Consider the following 24,349-nt stretch of genomic DNA (forward strand, 5'->3'; position numbering starts at 1 on the left):
CTGGAAAGAACCTGCCAGAGAGTACAGCAGAAATTCTTCGCGTCGCGCTGTTGCTGGCGGTCAGGCCAACAGACCTAGGGCCTTTGCCCGAGCGACGGCCTGCGTTCGGCGCTCGACGCCCAGCTTGCTGTTGATGTGGCTGGCGTGCGTCTTGACCGTATGCAAGGAAATGAACAGCCGTTCGCTGATTTCCTGGTTGGAGCATCCTTGGGCAATAAGCTCAAGCACGGCCTGCTCCCGAGCGCTGAGGGCTTCACAATTGCCGCCGGCAACCTGCGCAGGGTCCAGCGCAGGCAACAGGGCCAGCAAACTGGACTGAGCCGGGCTCACCGGTTGCGTCAGCAATTGATCACGCAGCCACAACGGGTAGTGCTGCATCAGACGCTGGAACGGCTGCAACGCACCACCACGCGCCGCCTCCAGGCTCAACACCAGCAACTCGCGGGCGTTGGCCTCATGGTGGTTGGCGAGCAGCAGCTCGATCCATTGGCACAGTGCGGTGACGCTCAACATCTGCCCACCACTGGCCTGACCGCTGTCGACCAATGCCTGCAGGCGCTCACCTGCCTGCGCCACGCGCCCCTGGGTGCGGTCAAGCAAGGCCTGTTGCAGAGCGATGTGCAGCCCCAGCATGGGATGAAACTCCGGCCCTGCAGCGGCTTGCTTGCCGCCGTAGGTCTGCCCCAGTCGCAACAGCCACGACTCGGAAAGGTCTGTACGCCCCTGGGCAAGCCAGAGCTCACATTTGACCAGGGTAATCATCGCCAGATAGAAAATAGGTGGCACATCCCAGATGTGCATCAGTCGCTCAGCTTCGGCCAGTTCGGCGAAGGCTTCGGTGAAACGCCCCTCGCGCCCGTCCAGCGAGGCGATCACGCAATGCCCGATCAGCACGCTGATGTCGCGGCAGGCCCGCGCCTCGACCAGGCCGGCGCGCAAGCGGCTGCGCCCGGCTTCCGGCTGCAGGCGCGCGACCAGCAGATAGCCTTCGTACAACGTCAGGCGCGCCCGCACCGCATACAGGCGTTGCGCTGACAGCCCTTGCAGCCGCTGCAGGCCAATGTGGACTTCATCCTGTGCACGCAATACCTCGCCACGGGCATGCAGCACGCGGGCCCGGTCGTAATGGGTCAGTGCTTCAAACAGGGGATTGGCGACCCGCTGGGCCAGCTCCAGGGCCTCACGGTTCCAGCTGCGCGCACGCGCGTAATCGGCATCGGCAATCGCCAGGTTGGACAACGTCGACAAGCACACCAGACGCTGGCCGTAACGCTTCTGCGGCAAGCTACGCAAGGCCTCGATACAACAGGCCCGGGTGCGCGTGCGATCGCCACGGCCACGGGCAATCACTCCGCTCAGGGCCAGCCATTGGGCCAGCATCGAGCGTTGCGCCGTTGCCGAAGGTGCCGGCAGGAACCGGCTGAGGTGGCTGGCCAGCTCTTCAGCAGCATCCAGTTGCCCTGCCAGCCCCAGTGCCCAGCTGTACAGCACAATCAGCCGCGGCGTACTGATCAGCAGGCTGTCGGGCAGGTCCATTTTCCAGCGCAGCAGCATGCCGACATTCTGCTCCGCCAGCAGCTGCTCCTCAGACAGGTTTTGCACTAGGTTGGCCGCCACATCCAGGTGCCCGGCGCGCAAGGCCTGTTCGACCGCTTCATCCAGCAGCCCCTGTCCATGAAACCAGCGACAGGCCCGCAAGTGCAGGCTTGCCAGCGGCTGACTGGTTTGCCGACTGCGCAGCAGGTCGGAGAACAGGTGGTGATAGCGGAACCAGCGCCCGTGCTCGTCCAGCGGCACCAGAAACACCTGGTGGGCCTGCAGGTAGCGGATGATTTCTGCGCTGTCATGGCTGTCGCGCAGGGCATCGCACAGCTCGCTGCAAAAGCGCTCCTGGCAGGCCGTGTCGTTGAGAAAGCCCTGAACCTCGGGCGGCAGGATGTCGATAACTTCTTCGAGCAGGTAGTCCCGTATCAGCCCTTCGCCGCCATGCAAAGCCTGCGGCAAGGTACTGTCGGCACTCGACTCGCTGGCCGCCAGTTGCCAGAAACGCAAACCGGCCACCCAGCCATCGCTGCGCTGGATCAGGCTGTCCAGCGCCTGGCCACGCAGGCTCGTCGGTTGCTGCCCGAGCACCGCCAGCGATTCATCGGGGGTCAGGCGCAGGTCCTGTTCACTGAGCTCAAGCAATTGACGCGACAGGCGCAGACGCGCGAGGTGCCAGTCCGGGCGCAAGCGGCTGGTGACCAGCAGCACCAGTCCCGGCGGCAGATGATTGAGGAAAAACTGCAGGCAACGGTCCAGTACCGGGCCCTGCGCCAGGTGATAGTCGTCAAGCACCAGTAACAAGGGGTTGGTGGGCTGCAGGTGATCCGCCAGCTCATCGAGCAGGCCGTCCAGCCATTCTTCGAAAGCGAAGGGCTGATGACGCTGCCGCATCTTCAACAGGCCCAGCGCCTGGTTGCCCACTGCCGGACAGCATTGCTGCAAGCCTTCGAGCAGGCGTTCGAGAAAGCGCCCCGGATCACTGTCGCGACGGCTCAAGCCCAACCACAGGCTGTTCCAGTGATTGGGCAACCCCTGACAGAACTCCACGGCCAACGAGCTCTTACCGAAACCTGCCGGTGCACTGACCAACAGCAAGCGACCACCAAGGCCCGACTGCAGTCGCTGGCACAAACGCGCTCTCGGCACGTGCCCTTCAGGCAGTGGCGGGCGATAGAAGCGCCCCTCCAGGACGGTCATGGCCTGGCTGGCGAACCCTTGCGTACGGGACAGATCAGTCATGGCCGGCTCGTTTTAGTTAGAGAATCTTCGGCATTACGGATCAGGGCAGACTAGCGGTTAAAAACGCACATTTGAAGATGATTGCCACCCTTTGCAGAAAAAAGACTTCAACAAAACGCGACAAATCTGATTCGGCGAGGCTGCAGAAACAGAAACGCCCCGGCAAGCCGGGGCGTTCTGGGAGATCACACAAGGGTGTTGAAACTCAGCGAACACCTTCCTGGCGTAGCGCTGCGGGCTGGAAGTCGCTGATGCTGGCCGTAAAACCGAAGTCGTAGGCGCGCTTCTCTTCGTTCTTCATGCCCAGTGCCAAATAGCGACCCGACTGCAGGTCGTAGATGGCTTCCAGGGTGTACCACGGCACCTGGACGTTGTAGTAGTCCTGGGAGTGGGCCTCGGAAACGCGCCACAGTTGATCGCGACCGTCGTACTGGTCGATCACTGCAGCTTGCCAGGTGTCTTCATCGATGTAGAAGTCACGCTTGGCGTAGATATGACGCTGGCCCGGTTTCAGCGTTGCCACAACATGCCAGACGCGGCGCAGCTCGTAGCGGCTCAGGTCCTGGTTGATGTGCCCGGCCTTGATGATGTCGCTGTACTTGAGCTTGGGATCGTCGAGTTTGTAGCTGTTGGAGGCAATATACATCTCTTTCTTGCCTTCAAGCTTCCAGTCGTAGCGGTCCGGTGCACCGTTGTACATGTCCAGGTTGTCGGAAGTACGCAGGCCATCGGCTGCAGTACCCGGACCGTCGTAGGACACCTGCGGTGCCTGGCGTACACGGCGCTGACCGGCGTTGTACACCCACGCCTTGCGCGGCTCCTTGACCTGGTCGAGGGTCTCGTGAACCAGCAGCACGGTACCGGCCAGACGCGCAGGTGCAGTCACCTTCTGCTTGAAGTAGAACAGCACGTTACCCGGGTTGGCCGGATCGTAGCCCTTGATCTTGTCACGGAAGACGAACTGGTCCTGGAAGTACACCAGGCTGTAGGAGCCATTGGTCTGCGGTGTGGCCTGGGTGACCAGGCGCGTTACGCTGCCGCCACGGTAGCGGGTGATGTGGTTCCAGATCACCTCGACACCGCTTTTTGGAATCGGGAACGGCACGGCGCTTTCGAAGTTCTCAAGACCGTTGCCGCCGGCGACCAGGTTGGTGCTGGTGGCATTCTTCTTGATCGAGGCAAACACATCAGCCGGTACGTTCGAGCCGCGGTGGGTCGGGTACACCGGGATTTTGTAGGTGTCCGGGTAACGCTTAAGCATCGCGATCTGGCCAGGGGACAGCTTGTCCTTGTACTGGTCGACGTTCTGCGCAGTGATGGTGAACTTCGGCTGTTCGTTGCCGTACGGGTTGGCAAGGAAACCTTTGTCATCAACGGCACCGGCGTTTTTGGCCAGTGGCGCCCAGGCCGTGATCGAGCCGTCGGCGTTACCGGCCTTTTCAGCACCCATCGGGGTCAGCGTGGTGCCGAGCTTGGCCGCCTCGTCGGCAGACACTGCCGCCATGACACTGGTCGCCAGCAGCGACAGGCCCAACACACCGGCTTGCAGCAGATTCTTGGTCATATTCATGTTCATGCTCGTCCTGAATCCGTGTTCTTAGAAGTTCACGCCGAAGCTGAGGGCGATGAAATCGCGATCATCCACAGTGGTGTACTTGCCATCGAAGAAGTTGGTGTACGACAGGCTGGTGGTGTAGGTGTTCTGGTACTCGGCATCCAGGCCCAGGCTGATCGCCTTGCGCCCTTCCTCGAAGTTGCCACCAGGGCCTGGCGAGTAACCGTCAACGTCGTGGGACCAGGCCACACTTGGCTTGAGGTTCACACCGGCAAACACGCTGTTGTAGTCCCAGATCGCCCGCATGCGGTAGCCCCAGGAGTCGGTGGTGGTGAAGCCTTCGTTCTCGCAGTAGCGCGACTGGTTGTTGCGCGGTGCGCTACCCAGGGTGCTGGCGTTGAGGGTTTCGCAACGACCGCTTGGCAACGGGCCCGGGCCATACACCGGGTCACGGCCGTAACGGGCCTTGGAGGTGCTTTCCAGCCCGCCGACGTGGGTCCAGCCGACTTCGCCCACCATGGTCAGGCGTTCTGCACCCATGACCTGGTCGAAGAAGTGGGTGAAGGTGGTTTGCAGCTGGGTGACTTCCTTGCGGCGATAGCCCGGCTGGTCGGTGCTAGGGAAGCCTTTGAGGATCGAGGCGTTCGGGTCGATCGGGGTCAGGCCCGAGAACAGGATGTCGGTGGTGTTCAGCTGCACCGGCGCGTTCGGACGGTAGCTGATTTCACCTTGCCACGCCGTGCCGGTAGGCAAGGTGGTGGAGAAGCTCAGGCCGTACAGGCGGATGTCTTCCGGGTACTCGACGTAGTAGCTGGAGTTACCGGCGACCACCAGCGGCAAAGTACTCTGGGTGACGGCGCTGAGGTTGGCCAGCGGTACGCCAGCCGCACGCAGTTGCGCTGCCAGACGGGTCGGACTGTAGAACTGCGCCGCCGCGCCCTGGCCGCTGAAAATCGGCGCACGGCTGTGGTAGTTCATGAAGTAGCCACCGAACTCGGTGTTCAGCGGTTCGAACACATAGCGCATGGCCAGGCCGAACTGGCCGCTGTCGCGCGCATCGCGGTCCGGGCCACGGCGCACGATCACACCTTCGTCAGGGTTGCCCCAGGTGACGTTGTTGGCTGCCATTACCCCGCCAACCGGCCGCGAGAGCGGGCCCAGGCCTGCGTTCAGGGTGCTTTGCTTGGCCAGTACCGCCAGGTTGGTGTCGCAACCGTCGGCGATCACGTCCGGCTGGGAGAAGAAGGTGCCGCAGTTGTCGACGACGGTCTGGTCCCATTCGATCTGGTAGAAGGCCTCGGCCGACAGGTTGTCGGTCAGGCTCTGGGACACGTAGAACATGTTGACCGGGATCAGGCCCTCCTTGATTTCCGCGCCAGGACGGCGGAATGCGGAGACGTCGATCGGGTTGATCGAGTTGATGCCGCCACCAATGAAGGTACTTTCACCCCAGCTCACCACCTGCTTGCCCAAGCGGACGTTGCCCGGCAGGTCGGCGATGCTGTAGTTGTGGTACACGAATGCGTCGAGAATCTGTCCACCGGCGGACTTGGCGCCTTCTTTGCGGTTGGAGTCGCTGATGTCCTTGAACTCGCGGTGTTCATCCTTGAGTTCAAAGTCATACCAGTACTTGCCGCGGACGAATACGCCGGTGTCGCCGTACTTCAGTTCAAGGTCATGGATACCCTTGAAGATCTTCGAGAAGGTCTCGCCTTTCTTGAAGTTCAGGTGACCGTCGTCAGAGGTTTGCGACAGGCCGTGGCCGCCGTTGTTCGAGCCGATCAGGTTCTTGTTGGCATCAGCGGTCGACCAGCTGGCCCCAACAGACAGGGACGAGTCAAACGAACCTTCGATTTCACCGATGTTGAAGCTGACGCCGAATGCGGGACCGGCGAGCGTAGAAGCGAGGCTGACGGCCAGCGGCAGTTTCGCCCGGCGCCAGAACAGATTTACTGATGTCATCGACGCTACTCCATGTACTTTTATTTTTATGGCAGTGAGTCCTTTGCAGAAACGCCTCAAACGACCGGTATCAGCGCACCGTTATCGTCGAGCAAGTGGTCAGGCACATTCATGTGCAACCCCGGTTCCTGAAAATCCCCTGACCCGACTATAGCCAGCAGGTAGTAGTGCTTGATCCCTCTAAAGTGTGATTTGCATCACCGCGCCCTGACCTGGTGTGCAGGGGCGGTGACAGCGCTGGCAGAGGCAAGAATGGCTGAAAATTACTGTTTGGCAAGGGCAAGATGCGTCTAATGCGCGGGTTGCGGCCTATCCGCCGCAACCCGCCAGTACTTAAAGCGTTGAAAGAAACGCGCTGTTACTGGCCTGCCACTGGGTTATGTCCAGGCGGATACGCTTCTTGTCGAGCTTGCCGACACTGGTCTTGGGAATTTCAGTAACAAGCGCGATCTGGCTGGGAATTGCCCATTTGTTGATGTGCCCAAGCTCGACGAAAGGCTTGAGGTGCTCCTTGAGTGCCTTGGCATCTACCGCCTGCCCCTCATGCACCACCAACAGCGCAAACGGCCGCTCGCCCCACTGCGGATCGGCCACACCGACCACGGCCACTTCGCGTATTGCCGGGTGGCGGCTGATCAGGTCTTCGAGCTCCAGCGACGATATCCACTCGCCGCCGGTCTTGATCACATCCTTGATGCGGTCGCGGATATCGATCACGCCCATGCTGTCGAGCGTGGCCACATCCCCGGTGTGCAACCAGCCGCCCTGCCACAGTTCAGCGCCCTTCTCCGGCTCGCGGAAGTAGCCCATGGTCAGCCACGGCGCACGCAGCACCAGTTCACCCTGGGTCTCACCGTCAGCTGGAAGGAAATTGCCCTCGCTGTCGACAATCGCCGTCTCCACCAGCGGCACCGGCACGCCTGCCTTGATCCGGTAGGTGATGCATTCATCGTCGCTGCCGGCCAGTAACTCTTCATTGAGGTGGGCACAGGATACCAGCGGGCAGGTTTCGGACATGCCGTAGGCCGCGGTCAACTGAATGCCATGGGCGTGGGCGGCTTCGTACAGCGCACGGTTGAGCGCGCTGCCGCCGATGATGATCTTCCAGCCGCCGAAATCCTGGGTTTGGGCGCCTTTGGCGTTGAGCAGCATCTGCAGGATGGTCGGCACGCAGTGGGAGAACGTTACCTTCTCCTTGCGCCACAGCTCGCAGAGCATCTCCGGCTCGTAACGCCCGGGGTAGACCTGCTTGACCCCCAGCATGGTGGCGACATAGGGAATGCCCCAGGCATGCACATGGAACATCGGCGTGATCGGCATGTAGACGTCATTGCTGCCGAGCAGGCGCACACTGTCGATGCTACCGGTAACAGACGCCGCGGCCAGGGTGTGCAGCACCAGTTGCCGGTGGGTGAAATACACGCCTTTGGGGTTACCGGTGGTACCGGTGGTGTAGAAGGTGGTGGCGACCGAGTTTTCGTCGAAGTCAGGGAAGTCATACACCGGGCTGGCGGCAGCCAGCAGTTGCTCGTACTCGCCCACCAGGTTCGGCAACTCGGCGGTCTTGGCCTCGCCGTCGGTCAGCAGCAGGGTTTTCTCAACCGTGGTCAGTTGCCCGGCAATGGACTGGTAAAGGCCGACGAAATCGCTGTTGACCAGCACGAAGCGGTCATCGGCGTGGTTCATGGTGTAGAGGATCTGCTCGGGCGACAGGCGCACATTGATGGTGTGCACCACCGCGCCGATCATCGGAATGGCAAACATGCATTCCAGGTAACGGTGGCTGTCCCAGTCCATTACCGCCACGGTGTCACCGGCCTTGACCCCGGCCTCGGTCAGCACATTGGCCAGGCGCGCGATACGCTCGTTGAGGGTCAGGTAGTTGTAGCGCAACACATCGCGATAGACGATTTCGCGGGTTTTCTCGTAACGGCTGCCCGACAGCAGCAGCCGCTTGATCAATAGCGGGAACTGATAAGCGCCCTCAGCAGGAGGAATGACACGAGTCTGCAACATAGGAGTCCCTTTTCTAGAGTGCACGGGCTGGACAAGACATGACCCACTCTAGAACGCCACAACGCCGGTCAAATCAGCCAAAGGAATGATTTAACCGGCGCCAAGGATTAGTGGCAATTCACCATCAATGCATTTCGGTGAAGGCGATTTTTACCCCCAGTGCAATCAGCACAGCGCCCATGGTGCGATCAAACCAGTGCCCCATGCGCGCGAAGCCTGCGCGCACACGCTGCTGGCTGAACAACATGGCCACCAGGCAAAACCACAAGCCCGTGGCCAGCGCCAGGTACACGCCATAACCGGCCTGGATCGCCAGCGGCGTGTGCGGGTTGATGACAACGGTGAACAGCGACAGGAAGAACAGCGTCGCCTTGGGGTTCAGGCCATTGGTCATGAAACCTGCAACAAACGCGGCGCGCGGCGTGCGTTCGACCGTCGAGGCCTGAACAGCCTCGCTGCCCGGGGCCGCAGGGCCTGCACGCAGCGCTTTGAAACCGATGTACAGCAGGTAAGCGGCTGCCAGCCATTTTAGGGCGTTGAACAGCACGATCGACTGCGACACGATCAGGCCGATGCCCAGCAGCGAATACCCCACATGCAGGAAAATCGCCGTACCGACGCCAAAGGCAGTCCAGGTACCGGCGCGGCGCCCATGGGTAACGCTTTCGCGTACCACTACGGCGAAATCAGGACCGGGGCTGGCCACGGCCAGCAAGTGAATCAGGGCAACAGTAAGAAATTCAGCCCAGTACATGGGGGCTCCTTGCGGCAGAAAGTGAACTCTAAGGAAACGCACATTACGCTCCCGACATACCAAGTAACAACCTTTGACGGACGTTGCTGCCCACCGGCAACTTGACCCTCCTCCTAGGGGCAACCTTTACCCTCAACGCTTTGCACGACAGAGCAGACGTGATGAGCAAACGTATCCTGATGGTGCTTGGCCACCCTTCCAGCCAGAGTTTTTGCGGCGCATTGAGCAACGCCTACACAAGCAGTGCGCGAGCTGCCGGCCATGAAGTCCTGGTACTGGAACTGGGCACATTAGACTTCGACCCGGTGTTACACGACGGCTACCGCCTGGAACAACCGCTGGAGCCCGACCTGCTGCACGCCCAATCCCTGATCAGCTGGGCCGAACACCTGGTGTTCGTGTTCCCGATCTGGTGGGGCGGTATTCCGGCACTGATGAAAGGTTTCTTCGACCGTGTCCTGCTCTCGGGTTTTGCCTTTCGATACCGGCGCAACAGCCCCTTCCCGGAGCAACTGCTCAAAGGTCGCAGTGCCGACCTGCTGGTGTGCATGGACACACCACCCTGGTATTACCGCTGGATCCAGCGCATGCCCGGCCTGGAACAGATGCGACGCACGACCCTGCTCTTTTGTGGAATCAGGCCGCGAAAGACGTTAACGTTTGGCCCTGTCATCCGCTCAAGCACGGCACAACGCGATGCCTGGTTGCGGCAGGCGCGCACGCTGGCCGGCGCCAGGTAAAAAGGACGTTCGATGTACATTGGCAAAGCGGCGCAGCGCTCCGGCGCCACTATCAAATGCATACGCCACTACGAGAAGATCGGCCTGCTGCCCGCCCCCCGGCGCCAGGGCAGCTACCGTATCTACGATGAGCAGAGCGTGGCGCTGGTGAGCCTGATCAAGTGCGCACAAAAACTCGGTTTCAGCCTCAAGCAGATGCAGGCCATAGTCGGCGATAACGGCCCCGGCGAACTGCCATTGCTGCGTATCCGCCAGGCCATTGCCAACCGTAAGGCCCAGTTGCAGGCCCAGCTGGCTGAACTGCAGCAGCAACACCAGCACCTGCTGGCCTTCGAAGCCAGCCTTGAGCAGACCCGTTACGATTGTTTCACCTACCCGGCCTGAGCCCAACCGCTACTTACTGGAGCGTCCATGTCCACCTTTCGCCGCGCCGTATTCCTCGACCACCATTCCCTGGACCTGGGCGACCTCAGCCTGGATCGCCTGGGCGATTGCTTCGACGAGCTGCAGTTGTATCCGTCCACTACCCCCGAGCAGGTGGCAGAGCGTCTGCAGGGCGCGACGGTGGCGATCAGCAACAAGGTGCTGATCGACGCCGACGCCCTCGCCGCCAGCCCCGACCTGAAGCTGATCCTGGTCGCCGCCACCGGCACCAACAACGTTGACCTGCAGGCTGCTCGCGCCCAAGGTGTCGTGGTCAGCAACTGCCAGGGCTATGGCACCCCCTCGGTGGCCCAGCACACCTTGGCGTTGCTGCTGGCCCTGGCCACGCGCCTGCCGGACTATCAACAGGCGGTTGCCGAAGGACACTGGGCCCGGGCCAAGCAGTTCTGTCTCCTCGACTTCCCGATCGTCGAGCTGGAGGGCAAAACCCTCGGCATGCTCGGTCATGGTGAACTGGGCGGCGCCGTGGCACGCCTGGCCGAAGCCTTTGGCATGCGCGTACTGCTCGGGCAATTACCGGGTCGCCCACCTCGCGAAGACCGCTTGCCGCTGGACGAACTGTTACCGCAAATCGATGCACTGACCTTGCACTGCCCGCTCAACGAACACACTCGCAACCTGATCGGCGCCCACGAGCTGGCCCTGCTGAAACCGGGCGCCTTTGTCGTCAACACCGCGAGGGGCGGGCTGATCGACGAGCAGGCCCTGGCTGACAGTCTGCGCGCAGGTCACCTGGGCGGCGCCGCCACTGACGTGCTGAGCGTCGAGCCGCCGGTCCATGGCAACCCGCTGCTGGCAGCCGATATCCCGCGCCTGATCGTTACCCCCCACAGCGCCTGGGGTGCGGTTGAATCGCGGCAACGTATCGTCGAACAGCTGAGCGAGAACGCCGAGGCGTTTTTTGCCGGTAGCCCGCGCCGACAGGTCGGCTAAGCCGCGTCCGGCTCTGGTAAACTGCGCCATTTTTTCAGGAGCCGCCATCCATGGACCCGCGCAGTGAAGTGTTGCTTCGTCAGGCCGAGCTTTTTCAGGGCTCGCTGCTGCTTGCCGGCCTGCCCGCCGATGACCTGCTCGGCAAGCTGCCAGCTGCACAGGGCTGGAGCTGGCATGCCGGTGACCAGGCAGCGCTCGATGCACGCTTTGCCGGGCGCAGCCATTTCGGTGTAGAGGCACCCGGCGAGGGTTTTGACGCGGCGGTTCTGTTCCTGCCCAAGTCGCGCGACCTGGCCAACTACTTGCTCAACGCCCTGGCATCGCGCCTGAGCGGACGAACACTGTACCTGGTCGGGGAAAAACGGGGAGGCATCGAAGGCGCGGCCAAACAGCTGCACGCCTTTGGCAAACCCCGCAAGCTTGATAGCGCCCGCCACTGCCAGCTCTGGCAAGTCACGGTCGAGCACGCGCCTGAGGCCAAGCCGCTGGAAAGCCTCGCCGAGCACTTCGAGCTGGAGCAGGCTGACGGGCCGCTGAAGATCGTCAGCCTGCCTGGCGTATTCAGCCATGGCCGCCTGGACCGCGGCAGCGCCCTGCTCCTGGAGAACCTTGATCAACTACCGGTCGGCCATGTTCTGGACTTCGGCTGTGGTGCCGGCGTGCTCGGCGCCGCGATCAAGCGCCGCTACCCGCACAGCCGGATCACCCTGCTGGATGTCGACGCCTTCGCCGTTGCCAGCAGCCGCCTGACCCTGGCTGCCAACGGCCTGGAAGGCGAAGTGATCTGCGGTGATGGCATCGATGCCGCGCCGCGTGATCTGGACGTGATCCTGAGCAACCCGCCGTTCCATACCGGCGTGCACACCAATTACCAGGCTTCGGAAAACCTGCTGAGAAAATCAGCAGATCATCTGAAAAAAGGTGGGGAAATACGCCTGGTGGCCAACAGCTTCCTGCGCTATCAACCGTTGATCGAAGAGGCGTTGGGCAATTGCCGGATACGCGCCGAAGGACAAGGCTTTCGCATCTACCAGGCAACACGCGGATAAAATCAGCGCTTGCCGAAACGGATTTGCCTAGGCAGAATCCGCTCCGTCCTAGGGGAGTAGTCTCCCGCGAGCGCCCAGCTCGCCCGGTACGCGTCAACATACTTGGTCCACAGACCATGGCGCGTGCGACCCACGGTCCGCACAGACGGACCCAGGGTTTGACAAGACCTATGACACGCACACCTTACCCGGGGCGGGAAGGCTGTACGTGTCATAGCCGTGTCGACCCGCCCCCGTAGGAATCCTGATGCTGGAATCATTGCTCATACCGACCGCAATCGTGGCCCTCGCCGAAATTGGCGACAAGACCCAATTGCTCGCGCTCATCCTCGCTGCCCGCTTTCGCAAGCCCTGGCCGATCATTGCCGGCATCATTGCCGCGACCCTGGCCAACCATGCCGCAGCCGGTGCCGTCGGCGCCTGGTTCAGTACCTTCTTCTCCGCCGCGACCCTGCACTGGATTCTGGCTGCGAGCTTTGCCGCCACCGCGCTATGGACACTGATCCCGGACAAAATGGACGATGACGAAGCCAGCACCGCGCGCCGCTTCGGCCCGTTCCTGACAACGCTGATCGCCTTCTTTATCGCTGAAATCGGTGACAAGACCCAGGTTGCCACCGTGATGCTGGCTGCCCAGTATCCGCACCTGATCATGGTGATTATCGGTACCACCCTGGGCATGCTGATTGCCAACGTACCGGTGGTGCTGGCGGGCAACTTTGCCGCCGAGAAGCTGCCGCTGACCCTGATTCGCCGCCTGGCTTCGGCTGCGTTCTTTGTACTGGCCGCAGTGGCGGTGTACTCGGCAATGGAAGTCAGTGGCTGGATTAGCTGACGCCGTGGTGAATTCATCGCCGGCAAGCCACCCCCTACAGGCCTGTAGAGGCTGGCTTGCCGGCGATAAGCACTGCGAGGTTTACTTCTTCGCCTGCTCGTACAACGGCATCACTTTCGGAATCGCTGCCTGCAACGCGGCCTGACGGCTTGAAGACGCCGGGTGGGTGCTCATGAACTCGGGCTGCGAACCACCGGATGCCGCGGCCATCTTGTCCCACAGGGTGATCGCGGCATTGGGGTTGTAACCTGCTCGCGCCGCCAGCTCCAGGCCGATCAGGTCGGCTTCGTTCTCGTTTGCACGGCTGTTGGGCAGGGTCATGCTGTACTGCACCACCGTGTCGGCAATTGCCAGGCTGTCCTGCCCCAGGCCCAACAAGGCGCCAGCGCCCTGACGGGCCATCTGTATCCCGTAGGCCTTGGACATGGCTTCACGGCCATGTTCACGCAAAGCGTGAGCAATTTCATGGCCCATGACCGCAGCGATTTCATCATCGCTCAACTTGAGCTTGTCGATCAGCCCGGTATAGAAAAAGATCTTGCCGCCAGGCCCGCAGTTGGCGTTTAGCTCATCGCTCTTGATCAGGTTCACTTCCCAGTTCCACTGCGCCGCATCCGGACGGAATTTCGGCGCCTGGGCGATCAGACGGTCGGCAATGACCTGAACCCGCTTGGCTTCTGCACTGGTCTTGTCGAGCACACCCTTGCTCGACGCTTCGCCGAGGGTTTGCTGATATGACTGCGCATACATCTGGTTGACCTCATCGGTCGACAGCATGCTGAACATGTATTGCTTACGCTCGACACCCACGGCGCCGCCGCTGGTGGTGTTCACCGCCTGGCATCCAGCAAGCAGTACGCTGGCGCTCAGGGCGCCGTATACAAATAACCTACGCATGAAAACACTCCATTCGAACATGCCGCGTATCGTAGGCCGACTGGATTGCGCCCGCCACATTCCCGGCGAAGATTTCTCCAGGCGGCGCTCATGCTTTGACGGACAAGGGCCGATAACGCAAGGCAGACGACTTTTCTTGCGCGTGGAGCCCTTCATGAAGTTCAGGTCGATCCAGTTTTCCGTCGCCGCCCTGGCCGGTGCCATTGTCTTAAGCATAGTTGCCGCGCTGGTGCTGTACGCGGTGTATTCCGGCCAGCGCACTCAGGAGCTGGTGCAGACCCGCACCCAGCAACAATTCGAGGCCCTGATCCAGCAACGCCTGACGGCGCTGGCACGCACGCAGGTTAGCGAAATCCAGCGCGGCCTGGAGGCGCCTTTGCTGATCGCCCGCGGGCTGGCCACCAACAACGCCATGCTGGGCATGAAAGACGCCAACGGCGCAGCGCTGTTGAAGATCGAACGCGAACAGCTGATTGCCCTGCTCAAACAAACTGCCATCAGCAACCCGTTGATCCTTGGCACGTACCTGGGCTGGGAAGCAGGCGCCCTGGACCATGATGACAGCCGCTACATTGGCACCTCCATCACCGGGATCGACAGCACCACCGGGCGCTTCCTGCCGTGGTGGTTTCGCAACGATGACGGCAGCCTGGGCCTGGACAAACTGGTCGACGTCAACGACCAGACCCTCCTCGCCACCGGCGTGCGCGCCAGTGAGTATTACCTGTGCTCGCGCGATTCCCGAAAGGCCTGCGTGATTGACCCGGCGCCCTATAAAGTAGGCGACAAAGTGGTCATGCTCGCCTCGTTCGTCGAACCCATCCTGATCGACGGCCAGTTCCAGGGCATCGCCGGTGCCGACCTGTCGGTAAACTTCATTCAGGAACTGCTCAACGCCGCTGACAAACAGCTCTACGACGGCGCTGGCGAACTCGCGCTGGTTTCCGGCAACGGCCGCCTGGTGGCATTCACCAAAGACCCCGGTAAATTTGGCGAGAAAGCCAGTGATGCCCTCGATGCCAGCGTCGCGGCGACCCTGAGCCAGCTGAGCGGCGAAAACCTTCACTATGAGGTCAACCAGGACGCCGGCCGCATCGAGTTGTACCTGCCGTTCAAGATCGGCAATACCGACGCGCGCTGGACCCTGTTGCTGGAACTGCCAATCAGCGCGGTGATGGCTGATGTAAAAACCCTGCAGGATGAGCTCAGCGCGCAGCGCAGTACCGACATTACCGGCATGACCCTGATGGGCCTGGGCATTGCCGCCCTTGGCCTGCTGGTAATCTGGCTACTGGCCCACGGCATTGCCCGGCCACTGCGCCAGATGGTGACCATGCTCGACGACATCGCCCAGGGCGAAGGCGACCTGACCCGCCGTCTGAGCAGCGACCGCGCCGACGAACTGGGCTCGATTGCCAAGGGCTTCAATACTTTCCTGGCCAAGCTGCAGGCAATGATCAGCCAGGTCGTGGCCTCGGTGCAGAAAGTCAGCGACTCCTCGGAGCACACCGCCGACATCGCCATCCGCACCAACCAGGGCGTGCACAAGCAGATGGCCGAAATTGACCTGGTCGCCACTGCCGTGCACGAAATGACCGCCACCGCCCAGGACGTGGCGCGCAATGCCACCCACGCCGCGCAAGCCGCCAGCAACGCCGACCAGGCCGCGCATCAAGGGCTGCAGATCGTGCGCACCACGTCGGACTCGATCAGTGCCCTGGCACAAGAGATCGGCCGGGCCGTGGGTGTCGTGCAAACCCTGGCCCGCGACAGCGAAAACATCAACGCAATCCTCACCGCCATCCGCGCCATCGCCGAGCAGACCAACCTGCTGGCGCTCAATGCCGCCATCGAGGCGGCGCGCGCCGGTGAACAGGGACGCGGCTTTGCCGTGGTCGCCGATGAAGTGCGCAACCTGGCGCAAAAGACCCAGCAAGCCACTGAAGAAATTCAGCAGATGATCCAGCAACTGCAACAAGGCACCCGCGATGTGGTGCGGGTCATGGAAGACAGCCAGGGCAAGACCGACATCAGCGTGCAGCAGGCTGCGCGCGCTGCAGAGGCCCTGGAGAGCATCACCCAGGCGGTTTCGGTGATCAATGACATGAACACCCAGATTGCCAGCGCTGCCGAAGAGCAGAGCGCGGTGGCCGAGGACATCAACCGCAACGTGATCAATATTGGCCAGGTCGCCAACGAAGTGGCTGGCGGGGCTGACGAGTCGAGTAACGCCAGTGCCGAGCTGACCAAGCTGGCCGAGCAGCAGCGCCGGCTGATCAATCAGTTCAGGGTCTGAAGACATGCAACTCGCCGGCCTCAGGCCGGCGTCAGGCCGGCGTCAGGCACTCCGGACCATTGAGCTTGGGATCGTTGACGAAGTTGGCCAGCACACGCTCACGCAGCGGCGCCTGGGCACTGGCAAGCAGCTCGTAGAGACGTGCTACCGGCGTTTCAGGGTCCAGCCAGGCCGCCTGCCCGGCAGCATCAAGAATTAGCGGCCGACGTTGATTCATTGCCGCCTGGGTAACCACCGCGGTGCTCAACCACACCTGGTCCTGCACCGGGTAAGCCTCCCAGATCGCCGCAAAGAACAGCGAAGAGCCTTCCCCCGGCGTCAGCCAGTACGGGCGCTTGCGCACGGTGCCGCGCCACTCGTAAAAACCGTTGGCCGGCATCAGGCAACGGCGCAGACGAAACGCTTCGCGAAACATCGGTTGCTCAGCCAGGGTTTCGGCGCGGGCGTGAGCAGGCGTTCGCGACAGGTCGGTGAGCCAGGCCGGCGTCAGCCCCCAGCGGGCCCGGGCCAGCTCCGCCTGGCCCGCTTCATCCCGACGCTGGATAAGCACCGAGTTACCGGGGGAAATATTCCATTGCGCTTGCTGGTCGGTCGGAAAACCCGGCAATGCAGCAAAGGCGGGAGACCAGCGAAACAGCGCGTAACGTCCACACATGGGCAATTGAGACCTAGCAAATCAGAGTTCCGGGAATATGCTCCGGTTCGTCGCCAGCCAGTGGCTGGGCCGCATTGTACGCGGCGATCAGCTGGCGTGCGTAATCGGCCTGTTCATCGGCCACCGCCAGCCCCAGCAAGCCTTGCATCGGCAAATCGCCGATGGCGCCCATCAGGTCACGCCCGACCAGATGAACCCTGACCCCTTCGCTGTCGAGCATCCCGATGAGCATTTCGGCTTCAAGCAGGCTTTCCGGATCGTAGATTCGCTGCATCAGTCATTCTCGCCATAGACATCCAGCATCCATTCGTCGCCATGCACCTGCAGCACGAATCTGATCGGCTTGCAGCACACCTGGCAGTCCTCGATGTATTCCTGGTCACCTGCGGAGAGATCCACGGTCGTCTCCACCTCTTCGCCACAATAAGGGCAATCATAGATAGCTGCTTCGAGCATCGCGGCCTCCAGAGTGACTTGTGCGTATAATTGCCGGTCTATTTACAGGACCTGCGCGTGTTCGAGCCGTTTTTCGGACCCCGGCCCTACCTATTACCCTAGCCGTTTCCAACAAGAGAGCATGATGGGCGAATTCGATGCCATCCGACCGTACGACGACGCTGAAGTCCCTGCCGTTCTGGCACGTTTGCTCAGCGACCCGGCATTCCTCGATATCCTCACCCACTTTCGCTTCCCGCGCATGGCCGGCGCCTTTGGCTGGTTGCTCAAGCCGCTGATCGCCCGCCGCCTGCGCAAGGAGTTTGCCGGGGTCAGCTGTGTGTCGACCCTGCAGGACAAGGTCGAATATTACGTCGACCACACCATCGAGCGGGCGACCGACGGCGTGACCTACACCGGCGTCGAGCTGTTGAAGTCCGGCACGGCCTATCTGTTTCTGGCCAACCACCGTGACATCGTCATGGACCCGGCCTTTGTCAACTATGCGGTGTACCACGCCGGCCTGCCGACGCCACGCATCGCCATTGGCGACAACCTCCTGCAAAAGCCGTTCGTCAGCGACATGATGCGCTTGAACAAGAGCTTCATCGTGCACCGCTCGATCACCGGCCGCCGGGAAAAACTCGCTGCTTACCAGCTGCTTTCGGCCTACATCAACCATTCGATCCGCAACGACGGACAGTCGATCTGGATTGCCCAGGCCGAGGGCCGGGCCAAGGATGGTGACGATCGCACCGATTCGGCGATCCTGAAAATGTTCCACATGAGCCGCAAGGATGAGCCGTTCGGCTCGGTGATCCAGTCGCTGAACCTGAGCCCGGTGTCGATCAGCTACGAATACGACCCTTGCGACCAGGCCAAGGCCCGTGAGCTGTACATCCGCGCAACCACCGGCACGTACAGCAAGGCACCGGGTGAGGACGACCTGAGCATCGCCCAGGGCATTACCGGCTACAAAGGACGGGTGCACATCAACTTTGCCCCGCCGGTGTCAGCGTTTTTTGAAGACACCAAGCAGCTGGCCGCGGAGATCGACCGGCAGATTCTCGGCGGTTACCGGTTGTTCCCGGTGCATTACCTGGCGTATGCGCAGTGGGCTGATGCCGACCCGGCACTCGACGTACCGCCGGCTGCCAAGGTGTTCCCTGCCGACGAACTGGCCCGTGCCCAAACCGAATGGCAGCGCCGCCTGGATGCCTGCCCCGCCGAGCATCGCCCGTACCTGGTGCAGCAATATGCGACGCCGGTACGCAATCAGTATCGGGTCAAGGCGGGGCTGGCGCTCTGAGCTGAACCGCATCGCAGGCTGCGCCAGCGCCCTTCAGAAGCTTGCGCAGTTTTCGCAGGTTCAGACCCAGGTACTGAACCAGGACAGCAGCAAGGCCAGGCCCAGGAAGGCAAAGCCCAGGATATAGTAGAAACGGTTGATGCGCAGGGTCATGCCATCAACCACCGCCTCATCGCCTGGCACATTGGCCAAGGCTTGCGCCTCACGCCGCCGGGCGCTGTGCAACAGCAGGCCGCCAGGGCAGGTAATCACCAGCGCCAGCAGATTGATCAGCTTGGCCGGGTGGGCAGCGATCAGCCCCCAGAGCATTTGCAACGACATTTACACCACCTCGAATTCATACGGCGACACTCGCAACGCGGGGCATTCTACCCAAGCCCTGCATCAAGTCCTGCCCTTTTCGACCAATGACGACCAGCGTCATACAACCGTCATCCCGATCCGCCACCCTGTCGGCCTTTGCAACGAACAGGGAGCTTGTTCATGCTGCACGCCGAAAACCAGGACCGCCTCTACCTGATCGCCCAGAGCGATGAACAGCAGGCACTCATCGACGGCCTGGCCTTCAACGTTCAACACCGCCAGTGGCTGGTGTACTGCGCCCTTGGCGGCCACGCCCACGACGACCTGCCTGAGGTGGACGGCCACACGGGCATCAGCGTGCTGGATTTCTACAGCGAAGCCGCCTGATCTCACGCACACAAAAAAGCCCGATGGCAGCACCCTGCCATCGGGCTTTTTCGTACGCGCAACGGCGCGCTTATTCGCCGAGGATCTGGCCGATGGCCTGGTCCTTGAACAGACGGGTCAGGGCGTCACTGAGGACATCGCTGACCAGCTTGGTATTGGTTTCCTGGTTGGGGGCCATGCCGAAACGCTGGTCCAGCGACGCACCATAACGGCCGCTGTAACGACGGTTGGCGTTGGACACATCGGCCTTGAAGGTTGCACCGATGGTTGCCTCGGTCACGTACATGCCCTCTTTGGGCGACTGGTACTTGAGTTCGGCCAGGGTCACGGTCAACTGCGGGGCGTTGTAGGCGTTAGGGGTCGGGGTAAAGCCCAGCAGGCGCACTGCGGCTTCGGCCTGAGCCTGCAGCTTGGGCAGAATGTCGTTGCCGGTCACGGTGATGGCGCTGGTTTCCGGGTACAGGCCGCCACGGGTGCCCAGGGTTTGCGAAGCACGGCCATCAACCACACGGACCACGACCGGCTGGCCATGGCCGACCGGCGCTAGCTGGGCGGTGAGTTTTGGTTGCGGGCTGAGTTGTTGCGGGCTGTGGGCACAACCGACCAGTGTCAGACTGGTCACCGCGATCAAACCGAACAACAAACGTTGCAACATGCTCATCTCTCCAGAATAGGCAGCAAAGGCCGCCAGTATAACCAGCACGACGCGGCCCAGCCATCGGCGTGCCATTAGTGAATGAGACAATCGCCAACGCGACCGGTTCGCGGCCGCCAATGCTTTATGAACCTGCTGTAACACCGCCTCCAGAGCGGCCAAACGCCGCTACGCGGGCCGGGGTTGGCTGAGCGCTTGAACCTTGCGTCAATAAAAGTCGTTAATAAAGATCATTTCTGCCCGAGACATCGTTATAATCTCCCCCCGATTATAAGGACGTCTCCTGATCGGGCCTCGCAGCACCGCCAATGTTCATCATCGGCATCCTCCGCACCGCCCACAGAGAGCCTTCCACACAGGTCTTGCACCAGCCAGTGTGCCTGCATCATTCGGCGCTCTGCTCTGCCTGAACCTGCCGGGTTTGCCATCGCGCAGCCCATTTTGAGGTTCACGACTCCAAAAGAGCGTGAAAAAACGGGTTTTCACAACTTCACGAGAGTGTGGCGAGCAATGAACAGTCTGGCATGTGCAAAAGCACCTAAAGTGTCCCGAACAGCCCTGAACAGCTGGCAACAGCGCTCATCAAGGATGAGTGCCTGAGGCCGGTCCGTAACGCACGACGGACACCTTGACCATAAGTCGAATTGCCGCACCGGCCTTAAAATGCGTTCATAGGCAACGCAAAGCCCCGGTTGGCAGTGTCCGCTGAAGTTGCAAAAACTGCGAAGAATCGGACATGGCGATCCCGGCCAAGCCAGGGATCCTATGCTGTCAATTTGGTGCTGTAGATTTTGGAGACGCGTTAATGGCGCAGAACGAAGCAGTCGATGTGGTACTGGTAGGGGCAGGCATCATGAGTGCCACCCTGGCCGTACTGCTCAAGGAACTCGACCCGGCAATCAAGCTGGAAGTCGTCGAGTTGATGGATTCGGGTGCCGCGGAAAGTTCCAACCCGTGGAACAACGCCGGGACCGGCCATGCCGGGCTGTGTGAACTGAACTACACGCCGCAGGCCGCCGACGGCAGCATCGACATCAAGAAAGCGGTGCACATCAACACCCAGTTCGAAGTATCCCGGCAGTTCTGGGCATACCTGAGCAAAAAAGGCGCCTTCAGCTCGCCACGGGCGTTCATCAACCCCGTGCCGCACCTGAGCTATGTCGAAGGTGAAAAGGGTATCGACTTCCTCAAGAAGCGCTTTGAGCTGCTCAAGCAGCACCATGCCTTCGCCGAGATGGAATACACCGAAGACAAATCGGTGATGAACGAGTGGATGCCGTTGATGATGCCGGGTCGCCCTGCCGACCAGAAGATCGCCGCCACCCGCGTCATGAAAGGTACCGACGTCAACTTCGGCGCCCTGACCAACAAATTGCTCAAGCACCTGGCCAACGCGCCGGATGCCCAGGTCAAGTACAGCAAGCGCGTGACCGGCCTGCGCCGCAACGGCAGCGGCTGGACCGTCAGCATCAAGGACGTCAACAGCGGCAACAGCCGTGAAGTCGATGCCCGCTTCGTGTTCCTCGGCGCCGGTGGCGCGGCCCTGCCGCTGCTGCAGCAGTCGGGCATCGAAGAGAGCAAAGGCTTTGGCGGCTTCCCGGTCAGCGGCCAGTGGCTGCGTTGCGACAACCCGGAAGTGGTCAAGAAGCACCAGGCCAAGGTCTACAGCCAGGCCGCGGTGGGTTCGCCACCGATGTCGGTACCACACCTGGACACCCGCGTCGTCGACGGCAAGACCTCGCTGCTGTTCGGCCCGTATGCCGGCTTTACCACCAAGTTCCTCAAGCATGGCTCGTTCATGGACCTGCCGCTGTCGGTGCGCATGAGCAACATCGGCCCGATGCTTGCCGTGGCGCGCGACAACATGGACCTGACCAAATACCTGGTCAGCGAAGTGATGCAGTCGATGGAACAACGCCTGGATTCCCTGCGCCGCTTCTACCCTGAGGCGAAAGCCGAAGACTGGCGCCTGGAAGTGGCTGGCCAACGCGTGCAGATCATCAAGAAAGACCCGAAAAAAGGTGGCGTGCTGCAGTTCGGTACCGAACTGGTCGCATCCAAAGACGGCAGCCTGGCCGCCTTGCTGGGCGCCTCCCCGGGTGCCTCGGTGACCGTTTCGATCATGCTGGAACTGATCGAGCGTTGCTTCCCCGAGAAGACCAAAGGCGCCTGGGCTGGCAAGCTCAAGGAAATTTTCCCGGCCCGGGAGAAGGTTCTGGCCGCCGACGCTGCCCTGTACCACAAGATCAGCGCGCACAACGACGAGGCCCTGGGCCTGGTCGAAAGCAGCCCGGCGCAAAGCTACGCGTAACGCACTGGCATAAAAAAACGCCCCTCGGGGCGTTTTTTTATGGGCGCTGTAAATTCAGCCGCGGGCCTTGTCGATGATCTCGATGTACTCGGCGGCGTTGCGCTGATCGCGGATCAGGTCAACAAAGGTCTTGCCGTGCTCGTCCTTGCCGTCCACGTCCAGTCCAGCTTCGACGAAGAAACCGACAAAACGCTCGAAGTCGTCGATGCGCAGGCCGCGATAGGCCTTGATCAGTTTGTGCAGCGAAGGGGACGTGGCATCCGCCGGTTCGAACTGCAGGAAGGATTTGACGTACTCGTCGCTGATCTCATCCCCAATCACTTGCTTTTTGTCTTTACGCATTGCCGACTCCAACTGAACCATCACGGACATTTTCACGGGCCGGCAGTTTACCCCTGCCCGGCACTGGCGCTCAACGCGCGCGTATAGTCCCGGTGTGCAAATCCGCCCAGATATGGCCGTTGGCATAGGTCAGGAACTGCACATAAACGGTATCACTGCGCAGCAGATCAAGAATCACCCGGTACTGGCTCAGGGGATAGTTCAGGTTCAGGACCTTGCGCTTGTCATCGAACACCGGTTTTTTCAGGCTCTTGCTCTCGGCATCAAAACTGATCAGCACCTGACTCACCGTCGCGCCTTTGCTCAGTGGCTTGCCTTTAAGACGCAGGATCAACGGCGAGGTGACCGGAATGGGCTGCTGGTTGGACTGGCGCTGGTTGCCGACCACCACCGAATAATCGGTGACTTGCAGCAACTGCTGGGATTCCGGGGTTTCCTGACGCAGGGCCAGGTCGTCGGGCGGAAGGAACTGACTGTGCAGCGGCGCCGCAGAAACGGGCAGGCTGAGGACCAGTAACAGGGGAAGAAGTGCGCGCATGACAGGCTCCTTGTGTCGGCCCGGCACTCTAGCATGAGATGGCGGCAGCGCCAGCCAGGCCAGGCACCGATAGCCGGGGCGCCGGCCTGTCAGCGACAGGAGCATTCAGTCGAATTGCGCGCGCATCCAGGCATGATACTCAGCCATGCCCGGCTCGCCCTCGCGCGGTGCCCAGCTGGCGTACTCACCCTCATCTACCGGGCGATACGGGCCAGCCTTGCATTCAAACATGATGGTGTCCGCTTCCAGCACCACCACAGCATGAAAGATACCCGGCGCAAGGTCCGCCCCCAGGCAGTCGCCACCGGCTGTCAGCAAGCGCTTGTCGACCACCTGCCCCTGCTCATCGAAGATCAGCAGGCCCAAGCTCCCCTTGAGCACGATCAGGCATTCGGCCTTGTCGCTCGCAAGGTGCCGGTGTGGCGGCACATAGGTGCAAGGCTGCATGCCCAACGCCATACGGTGGCAGGGCTCTTCCATGTCATGAAAGTTATGATTCTGTCGCCCGCGCGGGCTGGCTGCCGCCTTGGCCGCCAGCTCGGAAAACAGCGACTGATCGAGAAATCCGGGCTGGCGCATGACTTCAGAGCCCTTTGACGGCGAAGATGCCGTTGGCATTGCGCCAGTAGCCCTTGTAGTCCATACCGTAACCGAAGACATAACGGTCAACACAGCTCAGCCCGCAGAAGTCGGCCTTGAGGTCGGCGCTGGCCTTGCGGTCGTGATCCTTGTCGATCAGTACGGCCGTGTGTACAGCGCGAGCGCCGGCGTGCGTACAGAAGTCGACGATCGCGCTCAGGGTGTGCCCTTCGTCGAGGATGTCGTCAATGATCAGCACGTCACGGTCGATGAACGAAACTTCAGGCTTGGCCTTCCAGAACAGGTCACCACCGCTGGTCTGATTGCGGTAGCGGGTAGCGTGCAGGTACGACGCTTCCAGCGGGAACTGCAGGTGCGTAAGCAGCTTGCCCGCGAAGATCAGACCACCGTTCATCACACAGAACACCACCGGGTTGCTCTCGGCGAGAACGTCGCTGATCTGTGCGCCAACGCGAGCGATGGCGGCCTCAACTTCGGCTTCGTTGTACAGGCAGTCAGCCTCTCGCATGACTTGACGGATATGCTCGAGATCAGCGGACATGGCGCTCT

At 61.4% G+C, this 24,349-nt stretch carries 24 protein-coding genes, 1 pseudogene and 1 riboswitch; of the genes and pseudogenes, 10 read left to right on the forward strand and 15 right to left on the reverse strand.

Translation table 11 applies throughout. The features are described from left to right. Positions 1-60 precede the first annotated feature (60 nt). The 5 genes from DM813_RS07425 to DM813_RS07445 form a co-directional block, all read right to left on the reverse strand. Entirely contained in the window at positions 61-2,784 is a 2,724-nt protein-coding gene (locus tag DM813_RS07425; RefSeq protein WP_128322757.1) for a helix-turn-helix transcriptional regulator, read from the reverse strand. Positions 2,785-2,989: 205 nt separating this feature from the next. Beyond that, positions 2,990-4,354, reverse strand: coding sequence for a DUF1329 domain-containing protein (locus DM813_RS07430; protein WP_128322758.1), 1,365 nt, complete (start codon positions 4,352-4,354; stop codon positions 2,990-2,992). Between the two features lie 27 nt (positions 4,355-4,381). Further along, entirely contained in the window at positions 4,382-6,301 is a 1,920-nt protein-coding gene (locus DM813_RS07435; protein ID WP_128322759.1) for a DUF1302 domain-containing protein, read from the reverse strand. Positions 6,302-6,634: 333 nt separating this feature from the next. Then, positions 6,635-8,317: a fatty acid--CoA ligase gene (locus tag DM813_RS07440; RefSeq protein WP_128322760.1), complete on the reverse strand. Its 1,683-nt coding sequence runs from the start codon at positions 8,315-8,317 to the stop codon at positions 6,635-6,637. A gap of 124 nt (positions 8,318-8,441) precedes the next feature. Further along, the gene (locus tag DM813_RS07445) at positions 8,442-9,071 is read right to left on the reverse strand and encodes a LysE family translocator (RefSeq protein ID WP_128322761.1); all 630 of its coding nucleotides are present in this window, start codon (positions 9,069-9,071) and stop codon (positions 8,442-8,444) included. 158 nt (positions 9,072-9,229) lie between these two features. On the opposite strand from DM813_RS07445, the gene DM813_RS07450 reads away from it, so the two are divergent. The 5 genes from DM813_RS07450 (at position 9,230) to DM813_RS07470 (ending at position 13,072) form a co-directional block, all read left to right on the forward strand. Further along, on the forward strand, positions 9,230-9,811 hold the full coding sequence (locus DM813_RS07450) for an NAD(P)H-dependent oxidoreductase (RefSeq protein ID WP_128322762.1): 582 nt from the start codon (positions 9,230-9,232) through the stop codon (positions 9,809-9,811). 12 nt (positions 9,812-9,823) lie between these two features. Further along, complete coding sequence (locus DM813_RS07455) at positions 9,824-10,195, forward strand: MerR family transcriptional regulator (protein WP_128322763.1); 372 nt, start codon at positions 9,824-9,826, stop codon at positions 10,193-10,195. A gap of 27 nt (positions 10,196-10,222) precedes the next feature. Continuing rightward, complete coding sequence (locus tag DM813_RS07460; RefSeq protein WP_128322764.1) at positions 10,223-11,188, forward strand: 2-hydroxyacid dehydrogenase; 966 nt, start codon at positions 10,223-10,225, stop codon at positions 11,186-11,188. Between the two features lie 50 nt (positions 11,189-11,238). Next, positions 11,239-12,237, forward strand: coding sequence for a class I SAM-dependent methyltransferase (locus tag DM813_RS07465; protein ID WP_128322765.1), 999 nt, complete (start codon positions 11,239-11,241; stop codon positions 12,235-12,237). A 38-nt stretch (positions 12,238-12,275) separates the two neighbouring features. Further along, a riboswitch (yybP-ykoY riboswitch) is annotated at positions 12,276-12,397 on the forward strand. Between the two features lie 87 nt (positions 12,398-12,484). Beyond that, the gene (locus DM813_RS07470; RefSeq protein ID WP_128322766.1) at positions 12,485-13,072 is read left to right on the forward strand and encodes a TMEM165/GDT1 family protein; all 588 of its coding nucleotides are present in this window, start codon (positions 12,485-12,487) and stop codon (positions 13,070-13,072) included. An 81-nt stretch (positions 13,073-13,153) separates the two neighbouring features. Here DM813_RS07470 and DM813_RS07475 read toward each other — a convergent pair whose 3' ends face one another. Beyond that, on the reverse strand, positions 13,154-13,969 hold the full coding sequence (locus tag DM813_RS07475; protein ID WP_128322767.1) for a M48 family metallopeptidase: 816 nt from the start codon (positions 13,967-13,969) through the stop codon (positions 13,154-13,156). A gap of 1,246 nt (positions 13,970-15,215) precedes the next feature. Here DM813_RS07475 and DM813_RS28960 point away from each other — a divergent pair. Together DM813_RS28960 and DM813_RS28965 are read left to right on the forward strand one after the other, a co-directional pair. Then, positions 15,216-15,410 (forward strand): annotated as a pseudogene (locus tag DM813_RS28960) (HAMP domain-containing protein); the annotation flags it as partial. Between the two features lie 111 nt (positions 15,411-15,521). After that, entirely contained in the window at positions 15,522-16,265 is a 744-nt protein-coding gene (locus DM813_RS28965) for a methyl-accepting chemotaxis protein (protein WP_431311934.1), read from the forward strand. A gap of 31 nt (positions 16,266-16,296) precedes the next feature. Here the strand turns inward: DM813_RS28965 and DM813_RS07485 are convergent, their stop codons facing one another. Genes DM813_RS07485 through DM813_RS07495 form a run of 3 tightly spaced genes read right to left on the reverse strand, consistent with a single transcriptional unit; the run spans position 16,297 to position 17,376 of the window. Continuing rightward, positions 16,297-16,920, reverse strand: a complete 624-nt coding sequence (locus tag DM813_RS07485; RefSeq protein WP_128322769.1) for an SOS response-associated peptidase — start codon at positions 16,918-16,920, stop codon at positions 16,297-16,299. Between the two features lie 13 nt (positions 16,921-16,933). Beyond that, a complete protein-coding gene (locus tag DM813_RS07490) occupies positions 16,934-17,194 on the reverse strand; it encodes a putative signal transducing protein (RefSeq protein WP_128322770.1) in 261 nt (86 codons plus the stop codon). Beyond that, positions 17,194-17,376, reverse strand: coding sequence for a CPXCG motif-containing cysteine-rich protein (locus tag DM813_RS07495; RefSeq protein WP_128322771.1), 183 nt, complete (start codon positions 17,374-17,376; stop codon positions 17,194-17,196). Before DM813_RS07495 ends, DM813_RS07490 begins: the two co-directional genes overlap by 1 nt. A gap of 121 nt (positions 17,377-17,497) precedes the next feature. Here DM813_RS07495 and DM813_RS07500 point away from each other — a divergent pair, with 121 nt between their 5' ends. Further along, the gene (locus DM813_RS07500; protein WP_164897213.1) at positions 17,498-18,664 is read left to right on the forward strand and encodes a 1-acyl-sn-glycerol-3-phosphate acyltransferase; all 1,167 of its coding nucleotides are present in this window, start codon (positions 17,498-17,500) and stop codon (positions 18,662-18,664) included. A gap of 60 nt (positions 18,665-18,724) precedes the next feature. Here DM813_RS07500 and DM813_RS07505 read toward each other — a convergent pair whose 3' ends face one another. Then, positions 18,725-18,985, reverse strand: a complete 261-nt coding sequence (locus DM813_RS07505; protein ID WP_128322773.1) for a hypothetical protein — start codon at positions 18,983-18,985, stop codon at positions 18,725-18,727. Positions 18,986-19,147: 162 nt separating this feature from the next. Here DM813_RS07505 and DM813_RS07510 point away from each other — a divergent pair, with 162 nt between their 5' ends. Continuing rightward, entirely contained in the window at positions 19,148-19,354 is a 207-nt protein-coding gene (locus tag DM813_RS07510; RefSeq protein ID WP_128322774.1) for a hypothetical protein, read from the forward strand. A 70-nt stretch (positions 19,355-19,424) separates the two neighbouring features. On the opposite strand, the gene DM813_RS07515 is transcribed toward DM813_RS07510, so the two are convergent. Further along, on the reverse strand, positions 19,425-20,009 hold the full coding sequence (locus DM813_RS07515; RefSeq protein ID WP_128322775.1) for a YajG family lipoprotein: 585 nt from the start codon (positions 20,007-20,009) through the stop codon (positions 19,425-19,427). Positions 20,010-20,814: 805 nt separating this feature from the next. Here DM813_RS07515 and mqo point away from each other — a divergent pair. After that, positions 20,815-22,320, forward strand: a complete 1,506-nt coding sequence (mqo, locus tag DM813_RS07520; RefSeq protein WP_128322776.1) for a malate dehydrogenase (quinone) — start codon at positions 20,815-20,817, stop codon at positions 22,318-22,320. A 54-nt stretch (positions 22,321-22,374) separates the two neighbouring features. On the opposite strand, the gene DM813_RS07525 is transcribed toward mqo, so the two are convergent. The 4 genes from DM813_RS07525 to DM813_RS07540 all read right to left on the reverse strand — a co-directional run bounded on the left by DM813_RS07525 (position 22,375) and on the right by DM813_RS07540 (position 24,341). Further along, entirely contained in the window at positions 22,375-22,662 is a 288-nt protein-coding gene (locus DM813_RS07525; protein WP_128322777.1) for a PA4642 family protein, read from the reverse strand. Positions 22,663-22,732: 70 nt separating this feature from the next. Next, positions 22,733-23,200: a hypothetical protein gene (locus DM813_RS07530; RefSeq protein ID WP_128322778.1), complete on the reverse strand. Its 468-nt coding sequence runs from the start codon at positions 23,198-23,200 to the stop codon at positions 22,733-22,735. Between the two features lie 105 nt (positions 23,201-23,305). Then, positions 23,306-23,779 (reverse strand): WbuC family cupin fold metalloprotein, encoded by a 474-nt coding sequence (locus tag DM813_RS07535; protein WP_128322779.1) that lies wholly within the window; start codon positions 23,777-23,779, stop codon positions 23,306-23,308. 4 nt (positions 23,780-23,783) lie between these two features. Beyond that, positions 23,784-24,341, reverse strand: coding sequence for a hypoxanthine-guanine phosphoribosyltransferase (locus tag DM813_RS07540; protein ID WP_128322780.1), 558 nt, complete (start codon positions 24,339-24,341; stop codon positions 23,784-23,786). Positions 24,342-24,349: the final 8 nt, after the last annotated feature.

The sequence above is a fragment of the Pseudomonas alkylphenolica genome, assembly GCF_004025535.1.
GTDB classification, from domain to species: domain Bacteria; phylum Pseudomonadota; class Gammaproteobacteria; order Pseudomonadales; family Pseudomonadaceae; genus Aquipseudomonas; species Aquipseudomonas alkylphenolica_A.

Coding starts and splice junctions, on each gene's coding strand:
- DM813_RS07435 (WP_128322759.1), bottom strand. CDS start 6,301: ATGACATCAGTAAATCTGTTCTGGCGCCGGGCGAAACTGCCGCTGGCC.
- DM813_RS07490 (WP_128322770.1), bottom strand. CDS start 17,194: ATGCAGCGAATCTACGATCCGGAAAGCCTGCTTGAAGCCGAAATGCTC.
- DM813_RS07455 (WP_128322763.1), top strand. CDS start 9,824: ATGTACATTGGCAAAGCGGCGCAGCGCTCCGGCGCCACTATCAAATGC.
- DM813_RS07485 (WP_128322769.1), bottom strand. CDS start 16,920: ATGTGTGGACGTTACGCGCTGTTTCGCTGGTCTCCCGCCTTTGCTGCA.
- DM813_RS07525 (WP_128322777.1), bottom strand. CDS start 22,662: ATGCGTAAAGACAAAAAGCAAGTGATTGGGGATGAGATCAGCGACGAG.
- DM813_RS07530 (WP_128322778.1), bottom strand. CDS start 23,200: ATGCGCGCACTTCTTCCCCTGTTACTGGTCCTCAGCCTGCCCGTTTCT.
- DM813_RS07535 (WP_128322779.1), bottom strand. CDS start 23,779: ATGCGCCAGCCCGGATTTCTCGATCAGTCGCTGTTTTCCGAGCTGGCG.
- DM813_RS07440 (WP_128322760.1), bottom strand. CDS start 8,317: ATGTTGCAGACTCGTGTCATTCCTCCTGCTGAGGGCGCTTATCAGTTC.
- DM813_RS07475 (WP_128322767.1), bottom strand. CDS start 13,969: ATGCGTAGGTTATTTGTATACGGCGCCCTGAGCGCCAGCGTACTGCTT.
- DM813_RS07445 (WP_128322761.1), bottom strand. CDS start 9,071: ATGTACTGGGCTGAATTTCTTACTGTTGCCCTGATTCACTTGCTGGCC.
- DM813_RS07510 (WP_128322774.1), top strand. CDS start 19,148: ATGCTGCACGCCGAAAACCAGGACCGCCTCTACCTGATCGCCCAGAGC.
- DM813_RS07460 (WP_128322764.1), top strand. CDS start 10,223: ATGTCCACCTTTCGCCGCGCCGTATTCCTCGACCACCATTCCCTGGAC.
- DM813_RS07470 (WP_128322766.1), top strand. CDS start 12,485: ATGCTGGAATCATTGCTCATACCGACCGCAATCGTGGCCCTCGCCGAA.
- DM813_RS07465 (WP_128322765.1), top strand. CDS start 11,239: ATGGACCCGCGCAGTGAAGTGTTGCTTCGTCAGGCCGAGCTTTTTCAG.
- DM813_RS07540 (WP_128322780.1), bottom strand. CDS start 24,341: ATGTCCGCTGATCTCGAGCATATCCGTCAAGTCATGCGAGAGGCTGAC.
- DM813_RS07425 (WP_128322757.1), bottom strand. CDS start 2,784: ATGACTGATCTGTCCCGTACGCAAGGGTTCGCCAGCCAGGCCATGACC.
- DM813_RS28965 (WP_431311934.1), top strand. CDS start 15,522: ATGGCCGAAATTGACCTGGTCGCCACTGCCGTGCACGAAATGACCGCC.
- mqo (WP_128322776.1), top strand. CDS start 20,815: ATGGCGCAGAACGAAGCAGTCGATGTGGTACTGGTAGGGGCAGGCATC.
- DM813_RS07505 (WP_128322773.1), bottom strand. CDS start 18,985: ATGTCGTTGCAAATGCTCTGGGGGCTGATCGCTGCCCACCCGGCCAAG.
- DM813_RS07495 (WP_128322771.1), bottom strand. CDS start 17,376: ATGCTCGAAGCAGCTATCTATGATTGCCCTTATTGTGGCGAAGAGGTG.
- DM813_RS07500 (WP_164897213.1), top strand. CDS start 17,498: ATGATGGGCGAATTCGATGCCATCCGACCGTACGACGACGCTGAAGTC.
- DM813_RS07430 (WP_128322758.1), bottom strand. CDS start 4,354: ATGAATATGACCAAGAATCTGCTGCAAGCCGGTGTGTTGGGCCTGTCG.
- DM813_RS07515 (WP_128322775.1), bottom strand. CDS start 20,009: ATGTTGCAACGTTTGTTGTTCGGTTTGATCGCGGTGACCAGTCTGACA.